The sequence below is a fragment of the Streptomyces sp. ACA25 genome (assembly GCF_028200735.1).
Classification (GTDB): Bacteria; Actinomycetota; Actinomycetes; order Streptomycetales; family Streptomycetaceae; genus Streptomyces.
Genome location: NZ_JAQKPV010000019.1, coordinates 26,861 through 47,701 on the forward strand (window position 1 = coordinate 26,861; position 20,841 = coordinate 47,701).

Sequence of the window (20,841 nt, forward strand, 5' to 3'; positions counted from 1 at the left end):
AGCCTCGCGGGCACCGCACGTCCGGGAGGGGCCGCAGGATGGAGCCGTTGACGGCCGACGACCCCCGGTCCGTCGGGGCCTACCGCCTGCTGCGGCGCATCGGCAGCGGCGGCATGGGGCGGGTGTACCTGGGGCGGAGCGCCGGCGGCCGGACGGTCGCCGTGAAGATCGTTCATCCGCACTTCGCCGTCGACCAGCGGTTCCGCGCCCGCTTCGCACGCGAGGTGGCCGCCGCCCGGCGGGTCGGCGGTGACTGGACGGCTCCGGTGCTGGACGCCGACCCCGACGCCGACGTTCCGTGGGTGGCCACCGGCTACGTCGCCGGGCCCGACCTGCAACGCACGGTCGACGAGCACGGCGCGCTGCCGGAGCGGTCCGTCCGGGTGCTCGGAGCGGGCCTCGCCGAGGCGCTGACCGCGGTGCACGCGCTGGGGCTGGTGCACCGGGACGTCAAACCGTCCAATGTGCTGCTGACCCTGGACGGCCCGCGGCTGATCGACTTCGGCATCGCGCGGGCCACCGAGGCCACCGCCGCGCTGACCGGCACCGGGGTGTCCGTGGGGTCGCCCGGCTACATGGCCCCCGAGCAGGTGACGGGCGGCGACCTCGGCCCGGCGGCGGACGTCTTCTCGCTCGGCGCGGTGCTGGCCTTCGCGGCCTCCGGCCGGCCGCCGTTCCCGGGCGAGAGCCCGGTGCAGCTGCTGTACCGGGTGGTGCACGAGGAGCCGCAGCTGGCCGGGGTGCCCGGGGAGCTCCGGCCGGTGATCGCCGCCTGTCTGGCGAAGCACGCGGGTGACCGCCCGGAGCCCGCCGAGGTGGCCGCGCGCTGCGCGGGGAACGCCGGTGCCGCCGCTCTCGTCCGGGACGGCTGGCTGCCGCCGCCGGTGGTGGAGGGGGCCAGCCGCCGGGCCGTGGAGCTGCTCGGTCTGGAGGACGAGGCCCCGGGCCCGGCACCGGGCGGCGGGCCCGGGGTGACCGGCGCGGGGTACTCCACACCTCCGCAGGGGGTCTTCGGGCCGCCCGATCCGGCGTACGCGGTGCACTTCCCGCCGGCGCCGCACGCACCGGCCCGGTACGAGTCGGCCCCGCACGCACCGGCCCCGATCGAGCCGGCGCCGCACGTGGCGGAGACGTCCGGGACGGTGCCGGGCCGCCGCCGGCGGCGCCTGCCCCTGGCACTGGCGGCGGCCGTGGCGGTGGCCGGGCTCGGGCTGAGCGGCTACCTTCTGGGCCTGCCGGACGCCTGGCCGGGCGGCGGCGGGGGAGGGGGGACGACTCCGACGCCGACCGTCGAGGAGGAGAAGGAGCGGCTGCCCGAGGAGTACCTCGGTGTCTGGGAGGGAGACCTCGACCCCCTGCTGGGGCTCCCGATGGGATCGCTGGTCGTCACGCTGGAGGCGGGCGGGATGGGCGACGAGGTGGGGACCGTCGTCCATACCCCCCCTGTCCCCATCTCGAGCTGCGTCGATGTGCTGACGCTGACCTCCGTGAGCGACGGGGCGGTGATGTTCGACGCGTTGGTGGACTGGGAGAGGTCCACCCGGGGCACCTGTGTGGAGGACACCTTCGAGGTGCTGCTCAGGCCGCGCGGCGAGGACTCCCTCCACTACACCTCCAGCCATGCCGACGGCAGCTACCAGGGCCTCCTCGACCGCCGGGAGTAGGCCGGGAGGCAGGGCGTACGCTGGAGCGGTCGTCATGCCACCGCCGAAGGGAAAGCGCCTCATGGCTCGAAGCGCCGAGCTCCAGACCGTGCTCGACCGAGCTGCCGAGGGTGGGCGGATCAGCCCTGAGGAAGCTCTCGACCTGTACCGTTCCGCGCCGCTGCACGCGCTGGGCCAGGCCGCCGACGCGGTGCGCCGGCGCCGCTACGCGGGCACCGAGCACCTCGCGACGTACATCATCGAGCGCAACATCAACTACACCAACTCGTGCGTGACGGCATGCAAGTTCTGCGCCTTCTACGCCCCGCCGAAGAGCGAGGACGTCTGGACCCGGGACCTGGACGACATCCTGCGCCGCTGCGGGGAGACGGTCGCACTCGGCGGCACTCAGATCATGTTCCAGGGCGGCCACCACCCGGACTACGGCGTCGAGTACTACGAGAAGCATTTCTCGGCGATCAAGGAGGCGTATCCGCAGCTGGTGATCCACTCGCTGGGAGCCTCCGAGGTGGACCACATGGCGCGGATCTCCGGCGTCACGCCCGAGGAGGCCATCCGCCGCATCCACGCGGCCGGGCTGGACTCGTTCGCCGGCGCGGGCGCCGAGCTCCTGCCGGAGCGTCCCCGGACCGCGATCGCCCCGCTCAAGGAGTCCGGCGAGCGCTGGCTGGAGATCATGGAGACGGCGCACCGGCTCGGGGTGGAGTCGACGTCCACGATGCTGATGGGCACCGGTGAGACGAACGCCGAGCGGATCGAGCACCTGCGCATGATCCGGGACGTGCAGGACCGCACCGGTGGCTTCCGGGCCTTCATCCCGTACACCTACCAGCCGCAGAACAACAAGCTGCGCGGCCGGACCCAGGCGACACTCTTCGAGTACCTGCGGCTCATCGCCGTCGCGCGGCTGTTCTTCGACAACGTCGCGCACATCCAGGGCTCCTGGCTGACCACCGGCAAGGAGGTGGGCCAGCTGTCGCTGCACTACGGGGCGGACGACCTGGGCTCGGTGATGCTGGAGGAGAACGTGGTCTCCTCGGCCGGGGCGAAGCACCGCTCCAACCGGATGGAGCTGCTGCACCTCATCCGGGCGGCCGGCCGGGTCCCCGCGCAGCGGGCCACCACCTACGAGCACCTGGTGATCCACGACGACCCGGCGAACGACCCGGTCGACGACAAGGTCGTCTCCCACCTGTCGTCCACCGCGATCGACGGCGGCACCGCCCACCCGGAGCTGAACCTCATCGACGCGGGCTGAGGCCGGTCCGGGGGCCGTCCGGTTTCGGCGCGCGGCGGTGGGTTACTCGCCCGGCCACCGGGAGGAGAGACGCCCATGCCGAGTGCACCGGACGGCGGGACCGCCGACATCCTCTTCGTGGGGAACGCCACGCTGCTCATCCGCTACGGCTCGCTCACCCTTCTGACCGACCCCAACTTCCTGCACCGGGGGCAGCGCGCCTACCTGGGCAAGGGACTGGTCTCGCGGCGGCTGACGGACCCGGCCGCGGAGCTGGAGGAGCTGCCGCCTCCGGACGCGGTGATCCTGTCCCACCTGCACGGGGACCACTGGGACCGGGTCGCCCGGCGGAAGCTGGACCGGTCGTTGCCCGTCGTCACGACGCCGCACGCCTCCCGACGGCTCCAGGGCCTGCACGGGTTCAGCCGGGCGACCGGGCTGCCTGCCTGGCACGAGCACGTGCTGCAGTCGGGGCGGAGTCAGGTGCGGATCACCGCCCTGCCCGGCCGGCACGGGCCCGGGCCCGTGGGCCGGCTGCTGCCGCCGGTCATGGGCAGTCTGCTGGAGTTCGGCGCCCCGGGCGGATCGGTCCGGCTGCGGCTGTACGTCACCGGCGACACGCTGATGTTCCCCGGTGTGCGGGAGATCGCCCGCCGCTTCCCGGACCTGCATCTGGCGATCGTGCATCTCGGCGGCACCCGGCTGCCGGGCGGCCTGCTCGTCACCATGGACGCACTGCAGGGCGCCGACCTCGTCGAGACGGTGCGCCCGCGACGGGTCCTGCCGGTGCACTACGACGACTACGCCGTGATGCGGTCCCCGCTCTCCGACTTCCATGAGGAGGCCGCGCGGCGCGGCTTCGCCGAGCGGGTCGTGCACTGCGCCCCGGGGGAGCGGGTGGCTGTCGGAGGGCCGGCCGGCCGCCGCCGTCTCAGGTAGCCGGCGGGGTCACTCGCGCCAGGGGCCGTCGAGGTAGTCGCCCGCCTCGTCGTAGGGCCAGGCGTTCGCCTCGCAGCCTTCCAGGCCTTTGATCTGCTGCATCATCGCCGGGGCCGGTTCGCCGTCGCCGGGACAGCCGAGGTGGCCGTGACCCAGGCGGTGACCCACCTCGTGATTGATGATCAGCGCCCGGTAGTCCTCGATGGGGCCGGGGAAGCGCGGTGAACCCTCCACCCAGCGCAGCAGGTTGACCACCACGTTGTCCCCGACCCGGCAGTTGACCTCGCCCCGGGTGTCGAGGCCGTACTCGCCGCAGATGTCGTCCACCGTCCCGGGCGTGGCGATCTTCACGGAGAAATCGACCTCTCCGGAGGAGACCAGCTCGAAGCCGGTCTCACCGTCGTTCGTCCAGCCGCGCGGGTGGCCGAGGATTCCGTGCACCTCCGCCGCCGCGTCCTCGGCGTCGAGCTCCAGGCCGTCCTCGACCTGCACCCGGTAGCGGAGGACCGTGCCCGCGCCGACCGGGTCCCCGGTGCCCTCGGCCGTGCGGAAGGTGCCGGGCCCGGACGCGGGGACGTGGACGGTGGGGGCGGGACGGGAGGTCGCGGAGAGATCCAGCTCCTGCTTCTCATCCGGCGATCCGGCCTCGGGGAGGACGGGAGCGTTGCTGTCGCCGGCCTCACCGTGCCGGACGATGATCGCGCCCGCGCCGAGGAGGGCGGCGAGGGCGGTCAGTAACACCACCGTGCGGACTCCGGCCGCTCGGCGGCTCCGGGTGCTGCTGCGGGTCCCCACGTGAGCTCACGCTACAACACTGGGATCATGTGCTTGTCGTCTTGGTGAGGCGCGCTGCCTCCGGGGCCCACCCCGCCGCCAGGCTCCGCGACCGGGACGGGACAATGGGCAGGTGACCCGTGCCTCACTCGAAAAGCAGCCCCGCGAAGTCGCCGCGATGTTCGACGCGGTGGCGGCGAAGTACGACCTCACCAACGACCTCCTGGCCCTCGGGCAGAATCGCCGCTGGCGCAAGGAAGTGGCCCGGGCGGTGGCCGCCCGCCCCGGCCATCGGGTGCTCGACCTGGCCGCCGGCACCGGTACCTCCGCGCTGCCGTTCGTGGAGGCCGGGGCGTTCACCGTGCCCTGCGACTTCAGCCTGGGCATGCTGCGGCAGGGCAAGCGGCGCGAGGAGTGGCTGCCGTTCACCGCCGGTGACGCCACCCGGCTGCCGTTCCGGGACGGGTCCTTCGACGCCGTGACGATCTCCTTCGGCCTGCGCAACGTGCAGGACACCGACGCTGCCCTGCGGGAGATGCTGCGGGTGACGAAGCCCGGCGGGCGCGTGGTCGTCTGCGAGTTCAGCCACCCCACCTCGGCGCCGCTGCGCACCGTCTACAGCGAATACCTGATGCGCGCGCTGCCGCCCGTCGCCACCCGGGTGTCCAGCAGCCCCGAGGCCTACGTCTACCTCGCCGAGTCCATCCGTGCCTGGCCCGATCAGCCGGCCCTCGCCGCGCGTCTGCAGCGGGCCGGCTGGACCCGGGTCGCCTGGCGCGACCTCACGGGCGGCATCGTCGCCCTGCACCGGGGGACCAAGGCGGACAGCCGGCCATGAACCCGGCCCACACAAGCAAGACAGCACTGGACCGATGGGAGAGCCGACCGTGACCGAGCCCAGCTACGAGGCCGCCGCTTCCGAGCACACCACCCCTTCCGAGCACACCGCCGACGTGATCGTGGTGGGAGCCGGGCCGGGAGGTTCCACGGCCGCGTACCACCTGGCCCGGTCCGGGCTCGACGTGCTGCTGCTGGAGAAGACCGCGTTCCCGCGCGAGAAGGTCTGCGGGGACGGGCTCACGCCACGCGCCACCAAGCAGCTGATCGCCATGGGGCTGGACATCTCGGAGGAGGCCGGCTGGCTGCGCAACAAGGGTCTGCGCATCATCGGCGGCGGTCAGCGGCTCCAGCTCGACTGGCCCGAGCTCGCGAGCTACCCGGACTACGGGCTGGTCCGTCGCCGGGACGACTTCGACGAGCAGCTGGCCCGGCAGGCCGAGAAGGCCGGGGCCCGGCTGTACGAGCGGTGCAACGTCTCCGCGCCGGTACTGCACGAGCGCACCGGCCACATCGTGGGAGTGACCGCGAAGCTCGGTGCGGACAAGCGTCCGGCGACCTTCCGCGCCCCGGTCGTGCTGGCCGCGGACGGCAACTCCTCGCGCCTTTCCCTGGCGATGGGACTGCACCGCAACGAACGGCGCCCGATGGGCGTCGCGGTGCGCACCTACTTCACCTCGCCGCGGCACGAGGACGACTACCTGGAGTCCTGGCTCGAACTGTGGGACCGCCGGGGCGCGGAGGACCGGTTGCTGCCGGGGTACGGCTGGGTCTTCGGCATGGGCGACGGGACGTCCAACGTCGGGCTCGGCATTCTGAACAGTTCCAAGTCGTTCAAGGAGCTGGACTGGCGCGAGGTGCTGAAGGCGTGGTGCGCCTCGATGCCCGAGGAGTGGGGGTACACCCCGGAGAACATGACCGGGCCGATCCGCGGCGCCGCGCTGCCGATGGCCTTCAACCGGCAGCCGCACTACACCCGCGGCCTGATGCTGGTGGGTGACTCCGGCGGGCTGGTGAACCCGTTCAACGGGGAGGGCATCGCCTACGCCATGGAGTCCGGGCAGATCGCCGCCGAGGTCGTCACCCAGGCGCATCACCGGCAGACCCCGGCCCAGCGCGAACTGGCGCTCCGGCGTTACCCCACCGTGCTGAAGGACACCTACGGCGGTTACTACACGCTGGGCCGGGCGTTCGTGAAGCTGATCGGCAACCCGAAGGTGATGAAGCTGGCCACCGAGCGCGGGCTGTCGCACCCGGTGCTGATGCGCTTCACCCTGAAGCTGCTCGCCAACCTCACCGACCCCACCAGTGGTGACGCGATGGACCGCGTCATCAACGGGCTCACCAAGGTCGCCCCGCGGGCATAGCGCGGAGAGCGTCGCTGTCCGGTGACAGTCGCGTGCCGACCCGGCCGAAGGTGTGCCCGAGGCCGGGTCGGCACGCGACCGGCCGCGCGCTCGGACGGCGTTCCTTCGCGGTTCCGGGCCGCCGTGACACGGTCATAGCCACTGGTCGTGGGCGAGCTTTCCGACCAGTACCGTCACCACGACCAGGAGGACGACCCGGACGAAGCCGCTACCGTGGCGCATCGCCGTCCGGGCCCCCAGCCAGCCGCCGGTCATGTTGAACACCGCCATGAGCGGAGCGAGTTGCCACAGCACGGTGCCGTTGGCGCTGAACACGGCCAGGGCGCCGAGGTTTGTGCCGACATTCACGACCTTCGCGGTGGCCGAGGCGGTCAGCATGTTCATGTGCAGGAGCGCGACGAAGGTGATGACCAGGAAGGTTCCGGTGCCGGGGCCGAGCATGCCGTCGTAGAAGGCGATGCCCACTCCGGCGAGGAGCAGCGCCGCGGCGGCGCGTCCGGGGGTGACGGTCCGAGTGGTGGGCCGGGTGCCGAAAGCGGGCTTCGCGACCACGAAGGCGGCCACTCCGAGCAGGAGCACCATGATGAGTGGTTGCAGTACTTCCTTGTTGACTGCGGTCGCAAAGAAGGCGCCTCCGGCGGCAGCCAGGGCAGCGATCACCCCGAGCCGGGCCGTGAGGGCCCGGTCCAGTGGTGCCCGGCGGGCGTAGGTGAGCGCCGCGACCGTCGTGCCGGCGACGGATACCGCCTTGTTGGTGCCGAGCGCGTACGTCGGGGGGAGCTGCGGGAAACCGATCAGCAGGGCCGGGAGCTGGAGCAGTCCACCACCGCCCACGACCGCGTCGACCCAGCCCGCCAGGGCAGCGGCCAGGCACAACATGACGACAGTGGTGAGGGCTATGTCCTGCATGGCCGGGACTCTACGTGCCCGGCCAGGGCTGCCCGGCGATGTGCCCACCGGGCCGGGCGACCCGCCTGAGGCTTCCCCGATGCAAAGTAGTCTCGGGTGAAAGAGGTCACACAGATCTTCCGGGGCCCCCGGTGTCGCCCGTCACAGGGCAGCACATAGGATGCGGTGCAGGCTTGTGAACTGACTCACATAGCGGTGATTTTCTCACAGCAGTCGCCGTCGACTGGAAGGAGCGGGGTGCGGTGAACGCGTATGTTCCCATCCTCGTGCTGGGCGCTCTCGGAGCCGGCTTCGCGGTCTTCTCCGTGATCATGGCGTCGATCATCGGGCCCAAGCGCTACAACCGGGCAAAGCTCTCCGCATACGAGTGCGGTATCGAACCGACTCCGCAACCGGCCGGTGGTGGACGCTTCCCGGTCAAGTACTACCTGACGGCGATGCTGTTCATCATCTTCGACATCGAGATCGTCTTCCTCTATCCCTGGGCTGTGCACTTCGACGCCCTGGGGATGTTCGGCCTCGTGCAGATGGCGATCTTCGTCGGCCTGATCGGTGTTGCCTACGCCTACGACTGGCGCCGAGGGGGCCTGGAATGGGACTGAGCTGACTCTCCCCGGATCCAGGACCCGAGTTACGAAGAGAGAAGGGGCTCCCCGATGGGTCTCGAAGAGAAACTCCCCAGTGGATTCATGCTCACGACGGTCGAGAAGGCCGCCGGGCTGGCGCGCAAGTCGTCGATGTTCCCGGCCACCTTCGGCCTCGCCTGCTGTGCCATCGAAATGATGACCACCGGCGCCGGCCGTTACGACCTCGCGCGCTTCGGCATGGAGGTCTTCCGCGGCTCTCCGCGGCAGGCCGACCTGATGATCGTGGCCGGCCGGGTCAGCCAGAAGATGGCCCCGGTGCTGCGCCAGGTCTACGACCAGATGCCGAACCCCAAGTGGGTCATCTCCATGGGGGTCTGCGCCTCCTCCGGCGGCATGTTCAACAACTACGCGATCGTCCAGGGCGTCGACCACGTCGTCCCCGTGGACATCTACCTTCCCGGCTGCCCCCCGCGTCCCGAGATGCTGCTGGACGCGATCATCAAGCTGCACGAGAAGGTCAAGAACGGGAAGCTCGGCGTGAACCGTGAGAACGCGGCCCGCGAGGCGGAGGAAGCGGCCATGAAGGCGCTGCCCACGATCGAGATGAAGGGGCTGCTCCGGTGAGCGACGCACACGCGGACGACGTGAACGAGAACGCGGACCTTCCCGCTTCGCGGGAGGAGAGCGGCGAGCCGATCGCGCGCAAGCGCGGCATGTTCGGCGCCGCGGACAGCGGCGACACCTCCGGATACGGCCGGCTGCGCCGGACCGTGCGGATGCCCGGCGCGTCCGCACGCCCCTACGGCGGTTACTTCGACGAGGTCGCCGACGAGCTCGAAGGAGCACTCGAGGAGCAGGGGCTCGACCCCGAGCTGGTGCTGGAGAAGACCGTGGTCGACCGCGGGGAGCTGACGTTCCACGTGGCCCGGGAGCACCTCCCGCAGGTGGCCCGCACCCTCCGCGACGACCCGGCGCTCCGCTTCGAGCTGTGCACCGGCGTGAGCGGCGTGCACAACCTGGAGGACGCCGGGCGCGAGCTGCACGCCGTCTACCACCTGCGGTCCCTGACCCACGGGCGGATCATCCGCATCGAGGTCAGCGCCCCGGACAGCGACCCGCACATCCCGTCCGTCGTCGACGTCTACCCGACGAACGACTGGCACGAGCGGGAGGTCTACGACTTCTTCGGCCTGATCTTCGACGGTCATCCCGCCCTCACGCGGATCATGATGCCCGACGACTGGCAGGGCTTCCCGCAGCGCAAGGACTACCCACTCGGCGGCATCCCCGTCGAGTACAAGGGCGCCCAGATCCCGGCACCCGACCAGCGGAGGTCGTACAGCTGATGTCCACTACGCCACCCCCCACCGCCACCGCCGGTGCCCGGGAGACCACCGAGGGCACGGTGTACACCGTCTCCGGGGGAGACTGGGACGAGCTCGCCCGGGCGGCGACCGAGGCCGACGACGAGAAGATCATCGTCAACATGGGCCCGCAGCACCCGTCCACCCACGGAGTGCTCCGGCTCATCCTCGAGATCGACGGCGAGACCGTCACCGAGGCCCGGTGCGGCATCGGCTACCTGCACACCGGGATCGAGAAGAACCTCGAGTTCCGCAACTGGACGCAGGGCACCACCTTCGTCACCCGGATGGACTACCTGACGCCGTTCTTCAACGAGGCGGCGTACTGCCTGGGTGTGGAGCGGCTGCTCGGCATCACCGACGACATCCCGGACCGGGCCAGCATCCTCCGGGTGCTCCTGATGGAGCTGAACCGGCTCTCCTCGCACTTCGTGGCCATCGCCACCGGAGGCATGGAGCTCGGCGCCACCACGGTGATGATCTACGGCTTCCGGGACCGCGAGCACTGCCTGGACCTTTTCGAGGTCATCACCGGCCTGCGCATGAACCACGCGTTCATCCGGCCCGGCGGCCTCGCCCAGGACCTGCCGCCCGGCGCGGTCGACCAGGTGCGCGACTTCGTCAAGCTGATGCGCAAGAACCTCGTCGAGTACGACAAGCTCTGCAGCGGCAACCCCGTCTTCAAGGCCCGGCTGCAGGACATCGGCTACCTCGACCTGGCCGGCTGCCTGGCGCTCGGCGCCACCGGGCCGATCCTGCGCTCCGCGGGCCTCCCGCACGACCTGCGCAAGTCCGACCCGTACTGCGGCTACGAGACCTACGACTTCGAGGTCCCCACCACCGACACCTGCGACTCCTACGGACGCTTCCTGCTCCGCCTGGAGGAGATGCGGCAGTCGCTGGACCTCGTCGAGCAGTGCCTGGACCGGCTGGAGCCGGGCCCGGTCATGGTCGGCGACAAGAAGATCGCGTGGCCCGCGCAGCTCGCCCTCGGCCCCGACGGCCTGGGCAACTCGCTGGACCACATCAAGAAGATCATGGGCACCTCCATGGAGGCCCTGATCCACCACTTCAAGCTGGTCACCGAGGGCTTCCGGGTTCCGGCCGGCCAGGTGTACGCCGCCGTCGAGTCCCCCAAGGGCGAGCTGGGCGTGCACATGGTCAGCGACGGCGGCACCCGCCCCTACCGGGTCCACTTCCGGGACCCCTCCTTCACCAACCTGCAGGCCATGGCGGCGATGTGCGAGGGCGGCCAGGTCGCCGACGTCATCGTCGCGGTGGCGTCCATCGACCCCGTGATGGGAGGCGTCGACCGATGACCGACGTCAGCCTGGGGATGCCGCAGCTCCCCGCACCCGCGTACCCGGCCGAGACCCGGGCCCGGCTCGAGAAGGACGCCGCCGAGCTCATCGGCCGTTACCCGGACAGCCGTTCCGCCCTGCTGCCGCTGCTGCACCTGGTGCAGTCCGAGGACGGGTACGTCACCCGCACCGGCATGCAGTTCTGCGCCGACGTGCTCGGCCTCACCACCGCCGAGGTGACCGCGGTGGCCACCTTCTACAGCATGTACCGGCGCAAGCAGTGCGGCGACTACCAGGTCGGCGTGTGCACCAACACGCTCTGCGCGGTGATGGGCGGCGACGCGATCTTCGAGGCGCTGCAGGAGCACCTCAAGGTCGGCAACAGCGAGACCACCGAGGACGGCAAGGTCACCCTCGAGCACATCGAGTGCAACGCGGCCTGCGACTTCGCGCCGGTGATCATGATCAACTGGGAGTTCTTCGACAACCAGACGATCGAGTCCGCGAAGCAGCTGGTCGACGACCTGCGGGCCGGCCGTGAGGTCGCGCCCACCCGCGGCGCGCCGCTCTGCGACTTCAAGGCCACCTCCCGGATCCTGGCCGGCTTCCCCGACGAGCGCCCCGGCGCCGTCGGAGCCACCGGCGGAGCCGGCCCGGCCTCGCTCGCGGGACTGCTGCTGGCCAAGGACGAGAGCCTCGCCGGGCAGGTCATCCCGCCCGAGAAGCCCCGCCGGCCCACCGGCGAGGAGCCCGCGACCCACCCCAGCTCGCATGACGCCCCGCTGCCGAGCTCGGCCTCCGACCCGAAGCACCCCGCGGGCCCGATCGCCGAGGAGGGTGAGTGATGACCGAGAACCCGGAGAAGCCCGACGAGACCGAGCCCAAGAAGCTGCTCTCGCCCGTGCTGTCCGCCTTCTGGGATCAGCCGGATTCCTGGACGCTGGACACCTACCACCGGCACGGCGGCTACGAGGGCCTGCGCAAAGCCCTGCAGATGCCGCCCGACGACGTCATCGCCTACGTCAAGGACGCCGGGCTGCGCGGCCGCGGCGGCGCCGGCTTCCCGACCGGCATGAAGTGGCAGTTCATCCCGCAGGGCGACAACAAGCCGCACTACCTCGTGGTCAACGCCGACGAGTCCGAGCCCGGCACCTGCAAGGACATCCCGCTCCTCTTCGCCAACCCGCACTCGCTCATCGAGGGCATGGTGATCGCCTGCCACGCGATCCGCTCCGAGCACGCCTTCATCTACCTGCGCGGCGAGGTCGTCCCCGTCCTGCGCCGGTTGCACGAGGCGGTCCGCGAGGCGACGGAAGCCGGCTACGTCGGCAAGGACGCCCTCGGCCCGGGCAAGGACCTCACGATCACCGTGCACGCCGGCGCCGGCGCCTACATCTGCGGTGAGGAGACGGCGCTGCTCGACTCCCTCGAAGGGCGGCGCGGCCAGCCCCGGCTGCGGCCCCCGTTCCCCGCGGTGGCCGGCCTCTACGCCAGCCCCACCGTGGTGAACAACGTCGAGTCGATCGCCTCCGTACCCGCCCTGATGGCCAGGGGGAAGGAGTGGTTCCGCTCCATCGGGACCGAGAAATCGCCCGGCTTCACGCTCTACTCGCTCTCCGGTCACGTCGCACGGCCCGGGCAGTACGAGGCCCCGCTCGGGGTCACGCTGCGCGAGCTGCTCGACCTCAGCGGCGGGATGCGTCCCGGCCACCGGCTGAAGTTCTGGACCCCCGGAGGCTCCTCCACTCCGCTGCTGACCGACGAGCACCTCGACGTCCCGCTGGACTACGAGGGGGTCGGCGCGGCCGGCTCCATGCTGGGCACCAAGGCCCTCCAGTGCTTCGACGAGACGACCTGCGTGGTGCGGGCCGTCACCCGGTGGACCGAGTTCTACGCCCACGAGTCCTGCGGCAAGTGCACCCCCTGCCGCGAGGGCACGTACTGGCTGGTCCAGCTGATGCGGGACTTCGAGGCCGGCAAAGCGACGATGAGCGACATCGACAAGATCGAGGACATCGCCGACAACATCAACGGCAAGGCCTTCTGCGCACTCGGCGACGGTGCGGCCGCCCCGATCTTCTCCTCGCTCAAGTACTTCCGTGAGGAGTACGAACAGCACGTCACCGGTCGTGGCTGCCCCTTCGATCCCGCCAAGTCCACCGTCTGGGCGGACGACGACTCCACCGCTCACCAGGAGGTGAACGCATGACTGTCACCACGGACGCCGGGACGGGGGGACAGGCGCCGCCGCCCGCGGACCTCGTCACCCTGACCATCGACGGCATCGAGATCAGCGTCCCCAAGGGCACGCTGGTCATCCGCGCCGCCGAGCAGCTCGGGATCGAGATCCCCCGGTTCTGCGACCACCCGCTGCTCGACCCCGTCGGCGCCTGCCGGCAGTGCATCGTCGAGGTCGAGGGCCAGCGGAAGCCGATGGCCTCCTGCACCATCACCTGCACCGACGGCATGGTCGTCAAGACGCACCTGACCTCGCCCGTCGCCGAGAAGTCACAGCGCGGGATGATGGAGTTCCTCCTCATCAACCACCCGCTGGACTGCCCGGTCTGCGACAAGGGCGGCGAATGCCCCCTGCAGAACCAGGCCATGTCCACCGGCTCGCCCGAGTCCCGGTTCGACGGGCCGAAGCGCACCTTCGAGAAGCCGGTCGCGATCTCCCAGCAGGTGCTGCTGGACCGCGAGCGGTGCGTGCTGTGCGCCCGCTGCACCCGGTTCTCCAACGAAATCGCCGGCGACCCGATGATCGAGCTGCTGGAACGCGGGGCGCTCCAGCAGGTCGGCACCGGCGAGGGCGACCCCTTCGAGTCGTACTTCTCCGGCAACACCATCCAGATCTGCCCGGTCGGCGCGCTCACCTCCTCCGCCTACCGGTTCCGGTCCCGCCCGTTCGACCTGGTGTCCTCACCCAGCGTCTGCGAGCACTGTGCGGGCGGCTGCGCCACCCGCACCGACCACCGGCGCGGCAAGACCATGCGGCGGCTGGCGGCGGAGGACCCGGAGGTCAACGAGGAGTGGATGTGCGACAAGGGCCGCTTCGCCTTCCGCTACGCCCAGCGGCCGGACCGGCTCACCACCCCGCTGGTCCGCAACGCCGGCACCGGTGAGCTGGAGCCCGCGAGCTGGCCGGAGGCGCTGCTGGCGGCGGCCGAAGGACTCGCCGCCGCACGGGAGTCCGGTACCGGCGACGCCGCCGTGCTGACCGGCGGCCGGCTCACCGTCGAGGACACCTACGCCTACGCCAAGTTCGCCCGGGTGGCGCTGCACACCAACGACATCGACTTCCGGGCGCGGCTGCACAGCGCCGAGGAGACGGCCTTCCTGGCCGCGCAGGTCGCGGGCCGCGGCAAGGACCTGGACGGCGGCGGGCTCACCTACCGGGCGCTGGAGCAGGCGCCGGCCGTCCTGCTCGTCGGCTTCGAATCCGAGGAGGAGGCCCCCGGCGTCTTCCTCCGGCTCCGCAAGGCCCGCCGCAAGCACGGGCAGCGGGTCTTCTCCCTCGCCACCCACATGTCGCGCGGCCTGGCCAAGACCGACGGAACCCTGCTGCCCGCCGCACCCGGCACCGAGCCCGGATGGCTCGAAGCGCTCGCCGCCGGCGGCGGCGACAGCCGGCTGGACGAGGACGGCCGCCGGGCCGGCGAGGCCCTGCGCGAACCCGGCGCTGTGATCATCGTCGGGGAACGGCTCGCGTCCGTCACCGGCGGCTACACCGCGGCCGTGGCCGCCGCAGCCGCCACCGGCGCACAACTGGTGTGGATTCCCCGCCGAGCCGGCGAACGGGGCGCCATCGAGGTCGGCGCGCTCCCCGGGCTGCTGCCCGGCGGACGTCCCGACCACGATGTCCTCGCCCGCCAGGAGACCGCCGCCGCCTGGGGCGTCGGCAGCCTCCCGGACCGTCCCGGACGGGACACCGCCGGGATCATCGAGGCCGCCGCCACCGGCGCGGTGAACGCCCTGGTCGTCGGCGGGGTGGAGGTCACCGACCTGCCCGACCCGCACCGCGCGCTGGAGGCACTGGACCGGGTGCGGGAGAACGGCTTCCTGCTCAGCCTGGAACTGCGGCCCTCCGAGGTCACCGAGCGGGCCCACGTGGTGCTCCCGGTGGCGGCCGTCGCCGAGAAGTCCGGCACCTTCCTCAACTGGGAAGGCCGTTCGAGGCCGTTCGAGGCGGCGATCAAGCCGGACCAGATGACCCGCCGCCAGGTGCAGACCGACGCCCGGGCCCTGCACCTGCTGGCCGACCACATGGACGTCCACCTCGGCCTGCCCGACCTGCGCACCATCCGCCGGGAGATCGACCGGCTCGGTCCCTGGACCGGGGACCTGCCGCTCGGCCCCACCGCCACACCCGCGGACCCGCTCCGGCCCGCCGCCGGTGAGGCCGTGCTCGCGGGGCACCGGATGCTGCTCGACCAGGGCCGCCTGCAGGACGGCGACGACGCGCTCGCCGCCACCCGGCACGCCTCGGTCATCCGGCTGTCGGCAGCCACCGCGGCCGAAACCGGCGTCAAGGACGGCGACCCGGTCGAGGTCACCGGTCCCGCCGGATCCGTCCGGCTCCCGCTCCAGATCACGCCGATGCCCGACCGCGTGGTCTGGCTGCCGCTGAACTCCACCGGCGGCGGTGCCCACCACGACCTGGGAACCGTTCCCGGCCGGCTGGTCCGGCTGGCCCCCGCCCCTGCTTCCGAGGAGGTGAACGTCTGATGCAGCCGCTCACCGCCCCACTCGGCAACGAGTCCGTGCAGGAGCTCGCGCAGGAGGCGGACCTGTCGATGTTCGGGGTCGACCCGCTGTGGCTGATCCTGCTCAAGGCTGTCTTCGTCTTCGCGTTCCTGATGGGCACCGTCCTGATCTCCATCGTCATGGAGCGCAAGGTCATCGCCTGGATGCAGCTGCGCATCGGCCCGAACCGGCACGGTCCCTGGGGCATGCTCCAGTCCCTCGCCGACGGCGTGAAGCTGATGCTCAAGGAAGACGTCGTGGTGAAGGCCGCCGACCGGCCGGTCTACATCCTGGCGCCGATCCTGGCCGCGGTCCCGGCCTTCATGGCGTTCGCCGTGATCCCCTTCGGTCCCGCCGACGACCCGGTCTCGATCTTCGGCACCGAGACGGTGCTCCAGCTCACCGACCTGCCGGTCGCCGCGCTGTACATCCTGGCCACCGCGGCCATCGCCGCCTACGGCACGGTGCTGGCGGGCTGGTCCTCCGGCTCCACCTACCCGCTGCTCGGCGGGGTAAGGGCCACCGCGCAGATCATTTCCTACGAGGTCGCCATGGGCCTCAGCTTCGCGGCGGTCTTCCTCTACTCCGGGTCGATGTCCACCTCGGCCATCGTCGGCGCCCAGGAGGACCGCTGGTTCATCGTCCTGCTGCCGGTGTCCTTCCTCATCTACATGGTCGCGATGGTCGGCGAGGCGCACCGCGCGCCGTTCGACATGCCCGAGTCCGAGGGCGACCTGGTCGGCGGCTTCAACACCGAGTACTCGTCGATCAAGTTCGCGCTGTTCATGCTCTCCGAGTACGTCCACATGGTCACCGTCTCCGCCCTGATGGTCACCCTGTTCCTCGGCGGCTGGCGGGCCCCGGCACCCCTGAGCACCTGGTGGGAGGGCGCCAACACCGGCTGGTGGCCCATGCTGTGGTTCACCGTGAAGCTGCTCGCGGTGATGTTCTTCTTCGTGTGGCTGCGCGCCACGCTGCCACGGGTCCGCTACGACCAGTTCATGAAGCTCGGCTGGAAGGTGCTCATCCCGGTCGCGCTGGTCTGGCTGATGCTGGTGGCCACCGTCCGCGCGATGCAGAACGAGGGCTACGGCTTCGCCGACATCGTGTTCTGGGTGGTCGGCGGCATCCTCGCCCTGCTCCTCATCACCTTCGTCATCGACATCTTCCGCGACCGGGCCGACCGGCGCCGGGAAGCGGAGGCCGAGGCGGAAGGCGGGGAGGAGCCCGAGTTCGATCCGATGGCCGGCGGCTATCCCGTGCCGCCGCTGCCCGGCCAGACCCTGCCGCCGGTGCCGCGCCGCCCCTCCCGGGGCGAACCGCGGAAGGTGACGGTTCCGGACGGGGAACCGACCGACGCGACGCCCGGCGCACCGGCTGACGCAGAGCGAAAGGAGGCCGACGATGCCTGAACGTGAGGCTGTTGTCTCCCGGGGGACGACCCCCCTGACCCCCGAAGGGCTGATGCGCGGTGTCTAAGTTCGAGAATCCGCTCGCCGGTTTCGGCGTGACCTTCAAGGCCATGTTCAAGAAGCGGCTGACGGAGCAGTACCCGGAGCAGAAGAAGCCGACCGCTCCACGCTTCCACGGCCGTCACCAGCTCAACCGGCACCCGGACGGGCTGGAGAAGTGCATCGGCTGCGAGCTGTGCGCCTGGGCCTGTCCGGCCGACGCCATCTACGTGGAGGGCGCGGACAACACCGAGGAGGAGCGCTACTCCCCGGGCGAGCGCTACGGCCGCGTCTACCAGATCAACTACCTGCGCTGCATCCTGTGCGGGCTGTGCGTGGAGGCCTGCCCGACCCGCGCGCTCACCATGACCAATGACTACGAGCTGGCCGACAGCAGCCGTGAGTCGCTCATCTACACCAAGGACGAGCTGCTCGCCGGACTGCAGGAGGGCATGGTCGACAGCCCGCACGCCATTCACCCCGGCATGACCGAGAAGGACTACTACAGCGGTCTGGTCACCGAGGCCGCACCGGGCACCGAGCGGCAGACCGCGGTCAGCAAGGGCGAGGACCCCGCGGACCGCACGCTGCGCGCCGACGAGGAGGCCGCCCGATGAGCGCCCTGCTGACGCTCGCCGCCGAGACGTCGACGTCCGGCGGGGAGGCGGCCCAGTTCTGGATCATGGCGCCGCTGGCCGTGGCCGGGGCGCTCGGCACGGTGCTGATGAAGCGGGCCGTGCACTCCGCACTGTGCCTGGCCGGCACCATGATCATCCTGGCCCTGTTCTACCTCGCCAACGGCGCCTACTTCCTGGGCGTCGTCCAGATCGTGGTGTACACCGGCGCGGTGATGATGCTCTTCCTGTTCGTCCTCATGCTTGTGGGCGTCAGCGCGGCGGACTCGCTCAAGGAGACCCTGAAAGGCCAGCGCCTGCTGGCCGCCGCCTGCGGCCTGGGCCTCGGCATCCTGCTGATCGCCGGCATCGGGCAGGCCTCCGTGCAGTCCTTCACCGGGCTCGGTGAGGCCAACGCGGGCGGCAACGTCCAGGGCATCGCCAGCCTCCTCTTCACCCGCTACGTGGTGGCCTTCGAGGTGACCGGCGTGCTGCTGACCATCGCCGCGGTCGGCGCCACCATGCTGACGCACCGCGAGCGGATCGAGCGCACCCGGACACAGCGCGAGCAGGCCGAGGACCGTGTCAGGTCCGGCACCCAGCTGCCGCCGCTGCCCGCCCCGGGTGTCTACGCCCGGCACAACGCCGTGGACATCCCGGGTCTGCTGCCCGACGGCACCCCGTCCGAACTCACCGTCATGGCGACGCTGCGCGGCCGCGGCCAGGTCCGCGAGGTCCACCGGGAGGCCCTGGCCGACCTGGCGGCGCTGGAGAAGCGCACCGCAGAGCACCAGGGCCGCGGCGACGAGGACGGGCCCGACGCCGGAGCCGAGGAGGCCCGCAAGTGAGTCCCGAGAACTACCTCCATCTGGCCGCGCTGCTGTTCACCATCGGTGCCTGCGGCGTACTGATCAGGCGGAACGCCATCGTGGTGTTCATGAGCATCGAGCTGATGCTGAACGCCTCGAACCTGGCGCTGGTCACCTTCTCCCGGATGCACGGCAACCTCGACGGCCAGATCATCGCGTTCTTCGTGATGGTCGTCGCCGCCGCGGAGGTCGTCATCGGCCTGGCGATCATCGTCATGCTGTACCGCTCCCGCCACTCGGCCTCGGTAGACGACGCCAGTCTGATGAAGCTGTAAGGGGTTAGAAACCAGTGGAGTCATTGATCGGACTGCTCGTCGGGGCACCGCTGCTCGGCGCGGCGGTGCTTCTTGTGGGCGGGCGCCGCCTGGACCGCGTGGGCCACTGGCTCGCGACCGGTCTGGCCGCCCTGTCCTTTGTTCTCGCAGCGGTGCTGTTCGTCGAGATGCTCGGCCGGGACGGCGACGACCGCGGGATGCACCAGCACCTGTTCACCTGGGTGCCGGTCGCCGATTTCCAGGCGAACGTCGCTTTCCAGCTCGACCAGCTCTCGATGACCTTCGTGCTGCTGATCACGAGCGTCGGCACGCTGATCCACCTGTACTCGGTCGGGTACATGGAGCACGACGTGCGGCGACGCCGCTTCTTCGGCTACCTCAACCTGTTCCTCGCGGCGATGCTGCTGCTGGTGCTCGCCGACAACTACCTGCTGCTGTACGTGGGCTGGGAGGGCGTCGGTCTCGCCTCGTTCCTGCTGATCGGCTTCTGGCAGCACAAGCCGAGCGCGGCCACCGCGGCGAAGAAGGCGTTCGTCGTCAACCGGGTCGGTGACGTCGGTCTCGCCGTCGCGATCTTCCTGATGTTCAGCACCTTCGGCACCTTCGCGTTCACCGAGGTGCTCGGCAACGCCGACGGCGCGGAGCAGGGCATCCTCACCGCGATCGGCCTGACCCTGCTGCTCGCCGCCTGCGGCAAGTCGGCTCAGGTGCCGCTGCAGTCCTGGCTCGGGGACGCGATGGAGGGCCCGACCCCGGTCTCCGCCCTGATCCACGCCGCCACCATGGTGACCGCCGGCGTCTACCTGATCGTCCGGTCCGGCGCGATCTTCAATGCCGCCCCGGACGCGCAGACCGCGGTCGTCGTGGTCGGTGCGGTCACGCTGCTCTTCGGCGCGATCGTCGGTTGCGCCAAGGACGACATCAAGAAGGCCCTGGCGGGCTCCACGATGTCGCAGATCGGCTACATGATGCTGGCCGCCGGCCTCGGCCCGGTCGGCTACGTCTTCGCCATCCTGCACCTGGTCACCCACGGCTTCTTCAAGGCCGGGCTGTTCCTCGGCGCCGGGTCGGTGATGCACGGCATGAACGACGAGGTCGACATGCGGCGTTACGGCGGGCTGCGGAAGTACATGCCGGTCACCTTCGTGACCTTCGGCTTCGGCTACCTCGCCATCATCGGCTTCCCCTATCTCTCCGGCTTCTTCTCCAAGGACGAGATCATCTACGCGGCCTTCGGGCAGGGCGGGACCCAGGGCTGGCTGCTGGGCGGGGTCACGCTCCTCGGCGCCGCGCTGACCGCTTACTACATGACGCGGATCATGCTCCTCACCTTCTTCGGGGAGAAGCGCTGGCAGCCCGACGAGCGGGGCAACGAGCCGCACCCGCACGAGTCGCCCCGGAGCATGACCATCCCCATGATCGTCCTGGCCTTCGGCTCGGTCTTCGCCGGCGGCCTGTTCTCCTGGAACGACGCGTTCGTGAACTGGCTCTCACCGGTCACCCAGCACGCCACCGGGGACTCGCCGCTCAGCCACCTGATGGTCTCGGTCGCCGCCACCGCGGTGATGCTCATCGGCGTGGGCGCCGCCTGGTGGCAGTACGGCCGCCGCCCGGTGCCGGAGGTCGCCCCGACCGGCCGCTGGGTCACCCGCGCGGCCCGGCGCGACCTCCTCCAGGATGACTTCAACCACGCCGCGTTCGTCACGCCCGGCAACTACCTCACGCGCGGACTGGTCTACGTCGACCACAAGCTCGTCGACGGGGTGGTCAACGGCACGGCAGCCGCGTTCGGTGGGCTGTCCGGACGGCTGCGGCGGGTCCAGAACGGTTTCGCCCGCAGCTACGCGGTCTCGATGTTCGGCGGTGCGGCGGTCCTGGTCGCCGTGACCCTGCTGATGAGGGCGGTCTGA

General features: G+C 70.8%; 19 protein-coding genes. 17 read left to right on the plus strand and 2 right to left on the minus strand.

Translation table 11 applies throughout. From position 1 onward, the window contains the following. Nucleotides 1–38 precede the first annotated feature (38 nt). The 3 genes from PJ985_RS22060 to PJ985_RS22070 all read left to right on the plus strand — a co-directional run bounded on the left by PJ985_RS22060 (nucleotide 39) and on the right by PJ985_RS22070 (nucleotide 3,840). A complete protein-coding gene (locus PJ985_RS22060; protein ID WP_271685639.1) occupies nucleotides 39–1,664 on the plus strand; it encodes a serine/threonine-protein kinase in 1,626 nt (541 codons plus the stop codon). Between the two features lie 61 nt (nucleotides 1,665–1,725). Beyond that, entirely contained in the window at nucleotides 1,726–2,922 is a 1,197-nt protein-coding gene (mqnC, locus tag PJ985_RS22065) for a cyclic dehypoxanthinyl futalosine synthase (RefSeq protein ID WP_271685640.1), read from the plus strand. A gap of 75 nt (nucleotides 2,923–2,997) precedes the next feature. Next, complete coding sequence (locus PJ985_RS22070) at nucleotides 2,998–3,840, plus strand: MBL fold metallo-hydrolase (protein ID WP_271685641.1); 843 nt, start codon at nucleotides 2,998–3,000, stop codon at nucleotides 3,838–3,840. A 9-nt stretch (nucleotides 3,841–3,849) separates the two neighbouring features. On the opposite strand, the gene PJ985_RS22075 is transcribed toward PJ985_RS22070, so the two are convergent. Continuing rightward, complete coding sequence (locus tag PJ985_RS22075) at nucleotides 3,850–4,584, minus strand: DUF3152 domain-containing protein (protein WP_271685642.1); 735 nt, start codon at nucleotides 4,582–4,584, stop codon at nucleotides 3,850–3,852. A 163-nt stretch (nucleotides 4,585–4,747) separates the two neighbouring features. On the opposite strand from PJ985_RS22075, the gene PJ985_RS22080 reads away from it, so the two are divergent. Both PJ985_RS22080 and PJ985_RS22085 read left to right on the plus strand, forming a co-directional pair. Beyond that, nucleotides 4,748–5,452, plus strand: coding sequence for a demethylmenaquinone methyltransferase (locus PJ985_RS22080; protein WP_271685643.1), 705 nt, complete (start codon nucleotides 4,748–4,750; stop codon nucleotides 5,450–5,452). 34 nt (nucleotides 5,453–5,486) lie between these two features. Continuing rightward, nucleotides 5,487–6,818, plus strand: a complete 1,332-nt coding sequence (locus PJ985_RS22085) for a geranylgeranyl reductase family protein (protein ID WP_271685644.1) — start codon at nucleotides 5,487–5,489, stop codon at nucleotides 6,816–6,818. A 132-nt stretch (nucleotides 6,819–6,950) separates the two neighbouring features. Here PJ985_RS22085 and PJ985_RS22090 read toward each other — a convergent pair whose 3' ends face one another. Next, on the minus strand, nucleotides 6,951–7,727 hold the full coding sequence (locus tag PJ985_RS22090; RefSeq protein WP_271685645.1) for a sulfite exporter TauE/SafE family protein: 777 nt from the start codon (nucleotides 7,725–7,727) through the stop codon (nucleotides 6,951–6,953). Between the two features lie 242 nt (nucleotides 7,728–7,969). On the opposite strand from PJ985_RS22090, the gene PJ985_RS22095 reads away from it, so the two are divergent. Genes PJ985_RS22095 through nuoL form a run of 12 tightly spaced genes read left to right on the plus strand, consistent with a single transcriptional unit; the run spans nucleotide 7,970 to nucleotide 20,841 of the window. Then, complete coding sequence (locus PJ985_RS22095; protein WP_271685646.1) at nucleotides 7,970–8,329, plus strand: NADH-quinone oxidoreductase subunit A; 360 nt, start codon at nucleotides 7,970–7,972, stop codon at nucleotides 8,327–8,329. A gap of 54 nt (nucleotides 8,330–8,383) precedes the next feature. Further along, nucleotides 8,384–8,938 (plus strand): NuoB/complex I 20 kDa subunit family protein, encoded by a 555-nt coding sequence (locus PJ985_RS22100; protein WP_271685647.1) that lies wholly within the window; start codon nucleotides 8,384–8,386, stop codon nucleotides 8,936–8,938. Continuing rightward, a complete protein-coding gene (locus PJ985_RS22105; protein WP_271685648.1) occupies nucleotides 8,935–9,660 on the plus strand; it encodes an NADH-quinone oxidoreductase subunit C in 726 nt (241 codons plus the stop codon). The genes PJ985_RS22100 and PJ985_RS22105 overlap by 4 nt, the downstream gene beginning before the upstream one ends. Further along, complete coding sequence (locus PJ985_RS22110) at nucleotides 9,660–10,997, plus strand: NADH-quinone oxidoreductase subunit D (protein WP_271685649.1); 1,338 nt, start codon at nucleotides 9,660–9,662, stop codon at nucleotides 10,995–10,997. Before PJ985_RS22105 ends, PJ985_RS22110 begins: the two co-directional genes overlap by 1 nt. Further along, on the plus strand, nucleotides 10,994–11,824 hold the full coding sequence (gene nuoE / locus PJ985_RS22115; protein ID WP_271685650.1) for an NADH-quinone oxidoreductase subunit NuoE: 831 nt from the start codon (nucleotides 10,994–10,996) through the stop codon (nucleotides 11,822–11,824). The genes PJ985_RS22110 and nuoE overlap by 4 nt, the downstream gene beginning before the upstream one ends. Further along, on the plus strand, nucleotides 11,824–13,188 hold the full coding sequence (nuoF, locus tag PJ985_RS22120; RefSeq protein ID WP_271685651.1) for an NADH-quinone oxidoreductase subunit NuoF: 1,365 nt from the start codon (nucleotides 11,824–11,826) through the stop codon (nucleotides 13,186–13,188). The genes nuoE and nuoF overlap by 1 nt, the downstream gene beginning before the upstream one ends. Beyond that, a complete protein-coding gene (locus PJ985_RS22125; RefSeq protein ID WP_271685652.1) occupies nucleotides 13,185–15,704 on the plus strand; it encodes an NADH-quinone oxidoreductase subunit G in 2,520 nt (839 codons plus the stop codon). The genes nuoF and PJ985_RS22125 overlap by 4 nt, the downstream gene beginning before the upstream one ends. Next, nucleotides 15,704–17,134 (plus strand): NADH-quinone oxidoreductase subunit NuoH, encoded by a 1,431-nt coding sequence (gene nuoH, locus PJ985_RS22130; RefSeq protein WP_271685653.1) that lies wholly within the window; start codon nucleotides 15,704–15,706, stop codon nucleotides 17,132–17,134. The genes PJ985_RS22125 and nuoH overlap by 1 nt, the downstream gene beginning before the upstream one ends. A 59-nt stretch (nucleotides 17,135–17,193) precedes the next feature. Beyond that, complete coding sequence (gene nuoI, locus PJ985_RS22135; RefSeq protein WP_271685654.1) at nucleotides 17,194–17,790, plus strand: NADH-quinone oxidoreductase subunit NuoI; 597 nt, start codon at nucleotides 17,194–17,196, stop codon at nucleotides 17,788–17,790. Next, complete coding sequence (locus PJ985_RS22140; protein ID WP_271685655.1) at nucleotides 17,787–18,635, plus strand: NADH-quinone oxidoreductase subunit J; 849 nt, start codon at nucleotides 17,787–17,789, stop codon at nucleotides 18,633–18,635. Before nuoI ends, PJ985_RS22140 begins: the two co-directional genes overlap by 4 nt. Further along, nucleotides 18,632–18,931: an NADH-quinone oxidoreductase subunit NuoK gene (gene nuoK, locus PJ985_RS22145; RefSeq protein WP_271685656.1), complete on the plus strand. Its 300-nt coding sequence runs from the start codon at nucleotides 18,632–18,634 to the stop codon at nucleotides 18,929–18,931. Before PJ985_RS22140 ends, nuoK begins: the two co-directional genes overlap by 4 nt. Nucleotides 18,932–18,945: 14 nt before the next feature. Further along, nucleotides 18,946–20,841, plus strand: a complete 1,896-nt coding sequence (gene nuoL, locus PJ985_RS22150; protein WP_271685657.1) for an NADH-quinone oxidoreductase subunit L — start codon at nucleotides 18,946–18,948, stop codon at nucleotides 20,839–20,841.

Coding starts and splice junctions, on each gene's coding strand:
- PJ985_RS22110 (WP_271685649.1), top strand. CDS start 9,660: ATGTCCACTACGCCACCCCCCACCGCCACCGCCGGTGCCCGGGAGACC.
- PJ985_RS22125 (WP_271685652.1), top strand. CDS start 13,185: ATGACTGTCACCACGGACGCCGGGACGGGGGGACAGGCGCCGCCGCCC.
- nuoF (WP_271685651.1), top strand. CDS start 11,824: ATGACCGAGAACCCGGAGAAGCCCGACGAGACCGAGCCCAAGAAGCTG.
- nuoE (WP_271685650.1), top strand. CDS start 10,994: ATGACCGACGTCAGCCTGGGGATGCCGCAGCTCCCCGCACCCGCGTAC.
- PJ985_RS22070 (WP_271685641.1), top strand. CDS start 2,998: ATGCCGAGTGCACCGGACGGCGGGACCGCCGACATCCTCTTCGTGGGG.
- PJ985_RS22140 (WP_271685655.1), top strand. CDS start 17,787: ATGAGCGCCCTGCTGACGCTCGCCGCCGAGACGTCGACGTCCGGCGGG.
- PJ985_RS22100 (WP_271685647.1), top strand. CDS start 8,384: ATGGGTCTCGAAGAGAAACTCCCCAGTGGATTCATGCTCACGACGGTC.
- PJ985_RS22090 (WP_271685645.1), bottom strand. CDS start 7,727: ATGCAGGACATAGCCCTCACCACTGTCGTCATGTTGTGCCTGGCCGCT.
- mqnC (WP_271685640.1), top strand. CDS start 1,726: ATGGCTCGAAGCGCCGAGCTCCAGACCGTGCTCGACCGAGCTGCCGAG.
- nuoH (WP_271685653.1), top strand. CDS start 15,704: ATGCAGCCGCTCACCGCCCCACTCGGCAACGAGTCCGTGCAGGAGCTC.
- PJ985_RS22085 (WP_271685644.1), top strand. CDS start 5,487: ATGGGAGAGCCGACCGTGACCGAGCCCAGCTACGAGGCCGCCGCTTCC.
- PJ985_RS22060 (WP_271685639.1), top strand. CDS start 39: ATGGAGCCGTTGACGGCCGACGACCCCCGGTCCGTCGGGGCCTACCGC.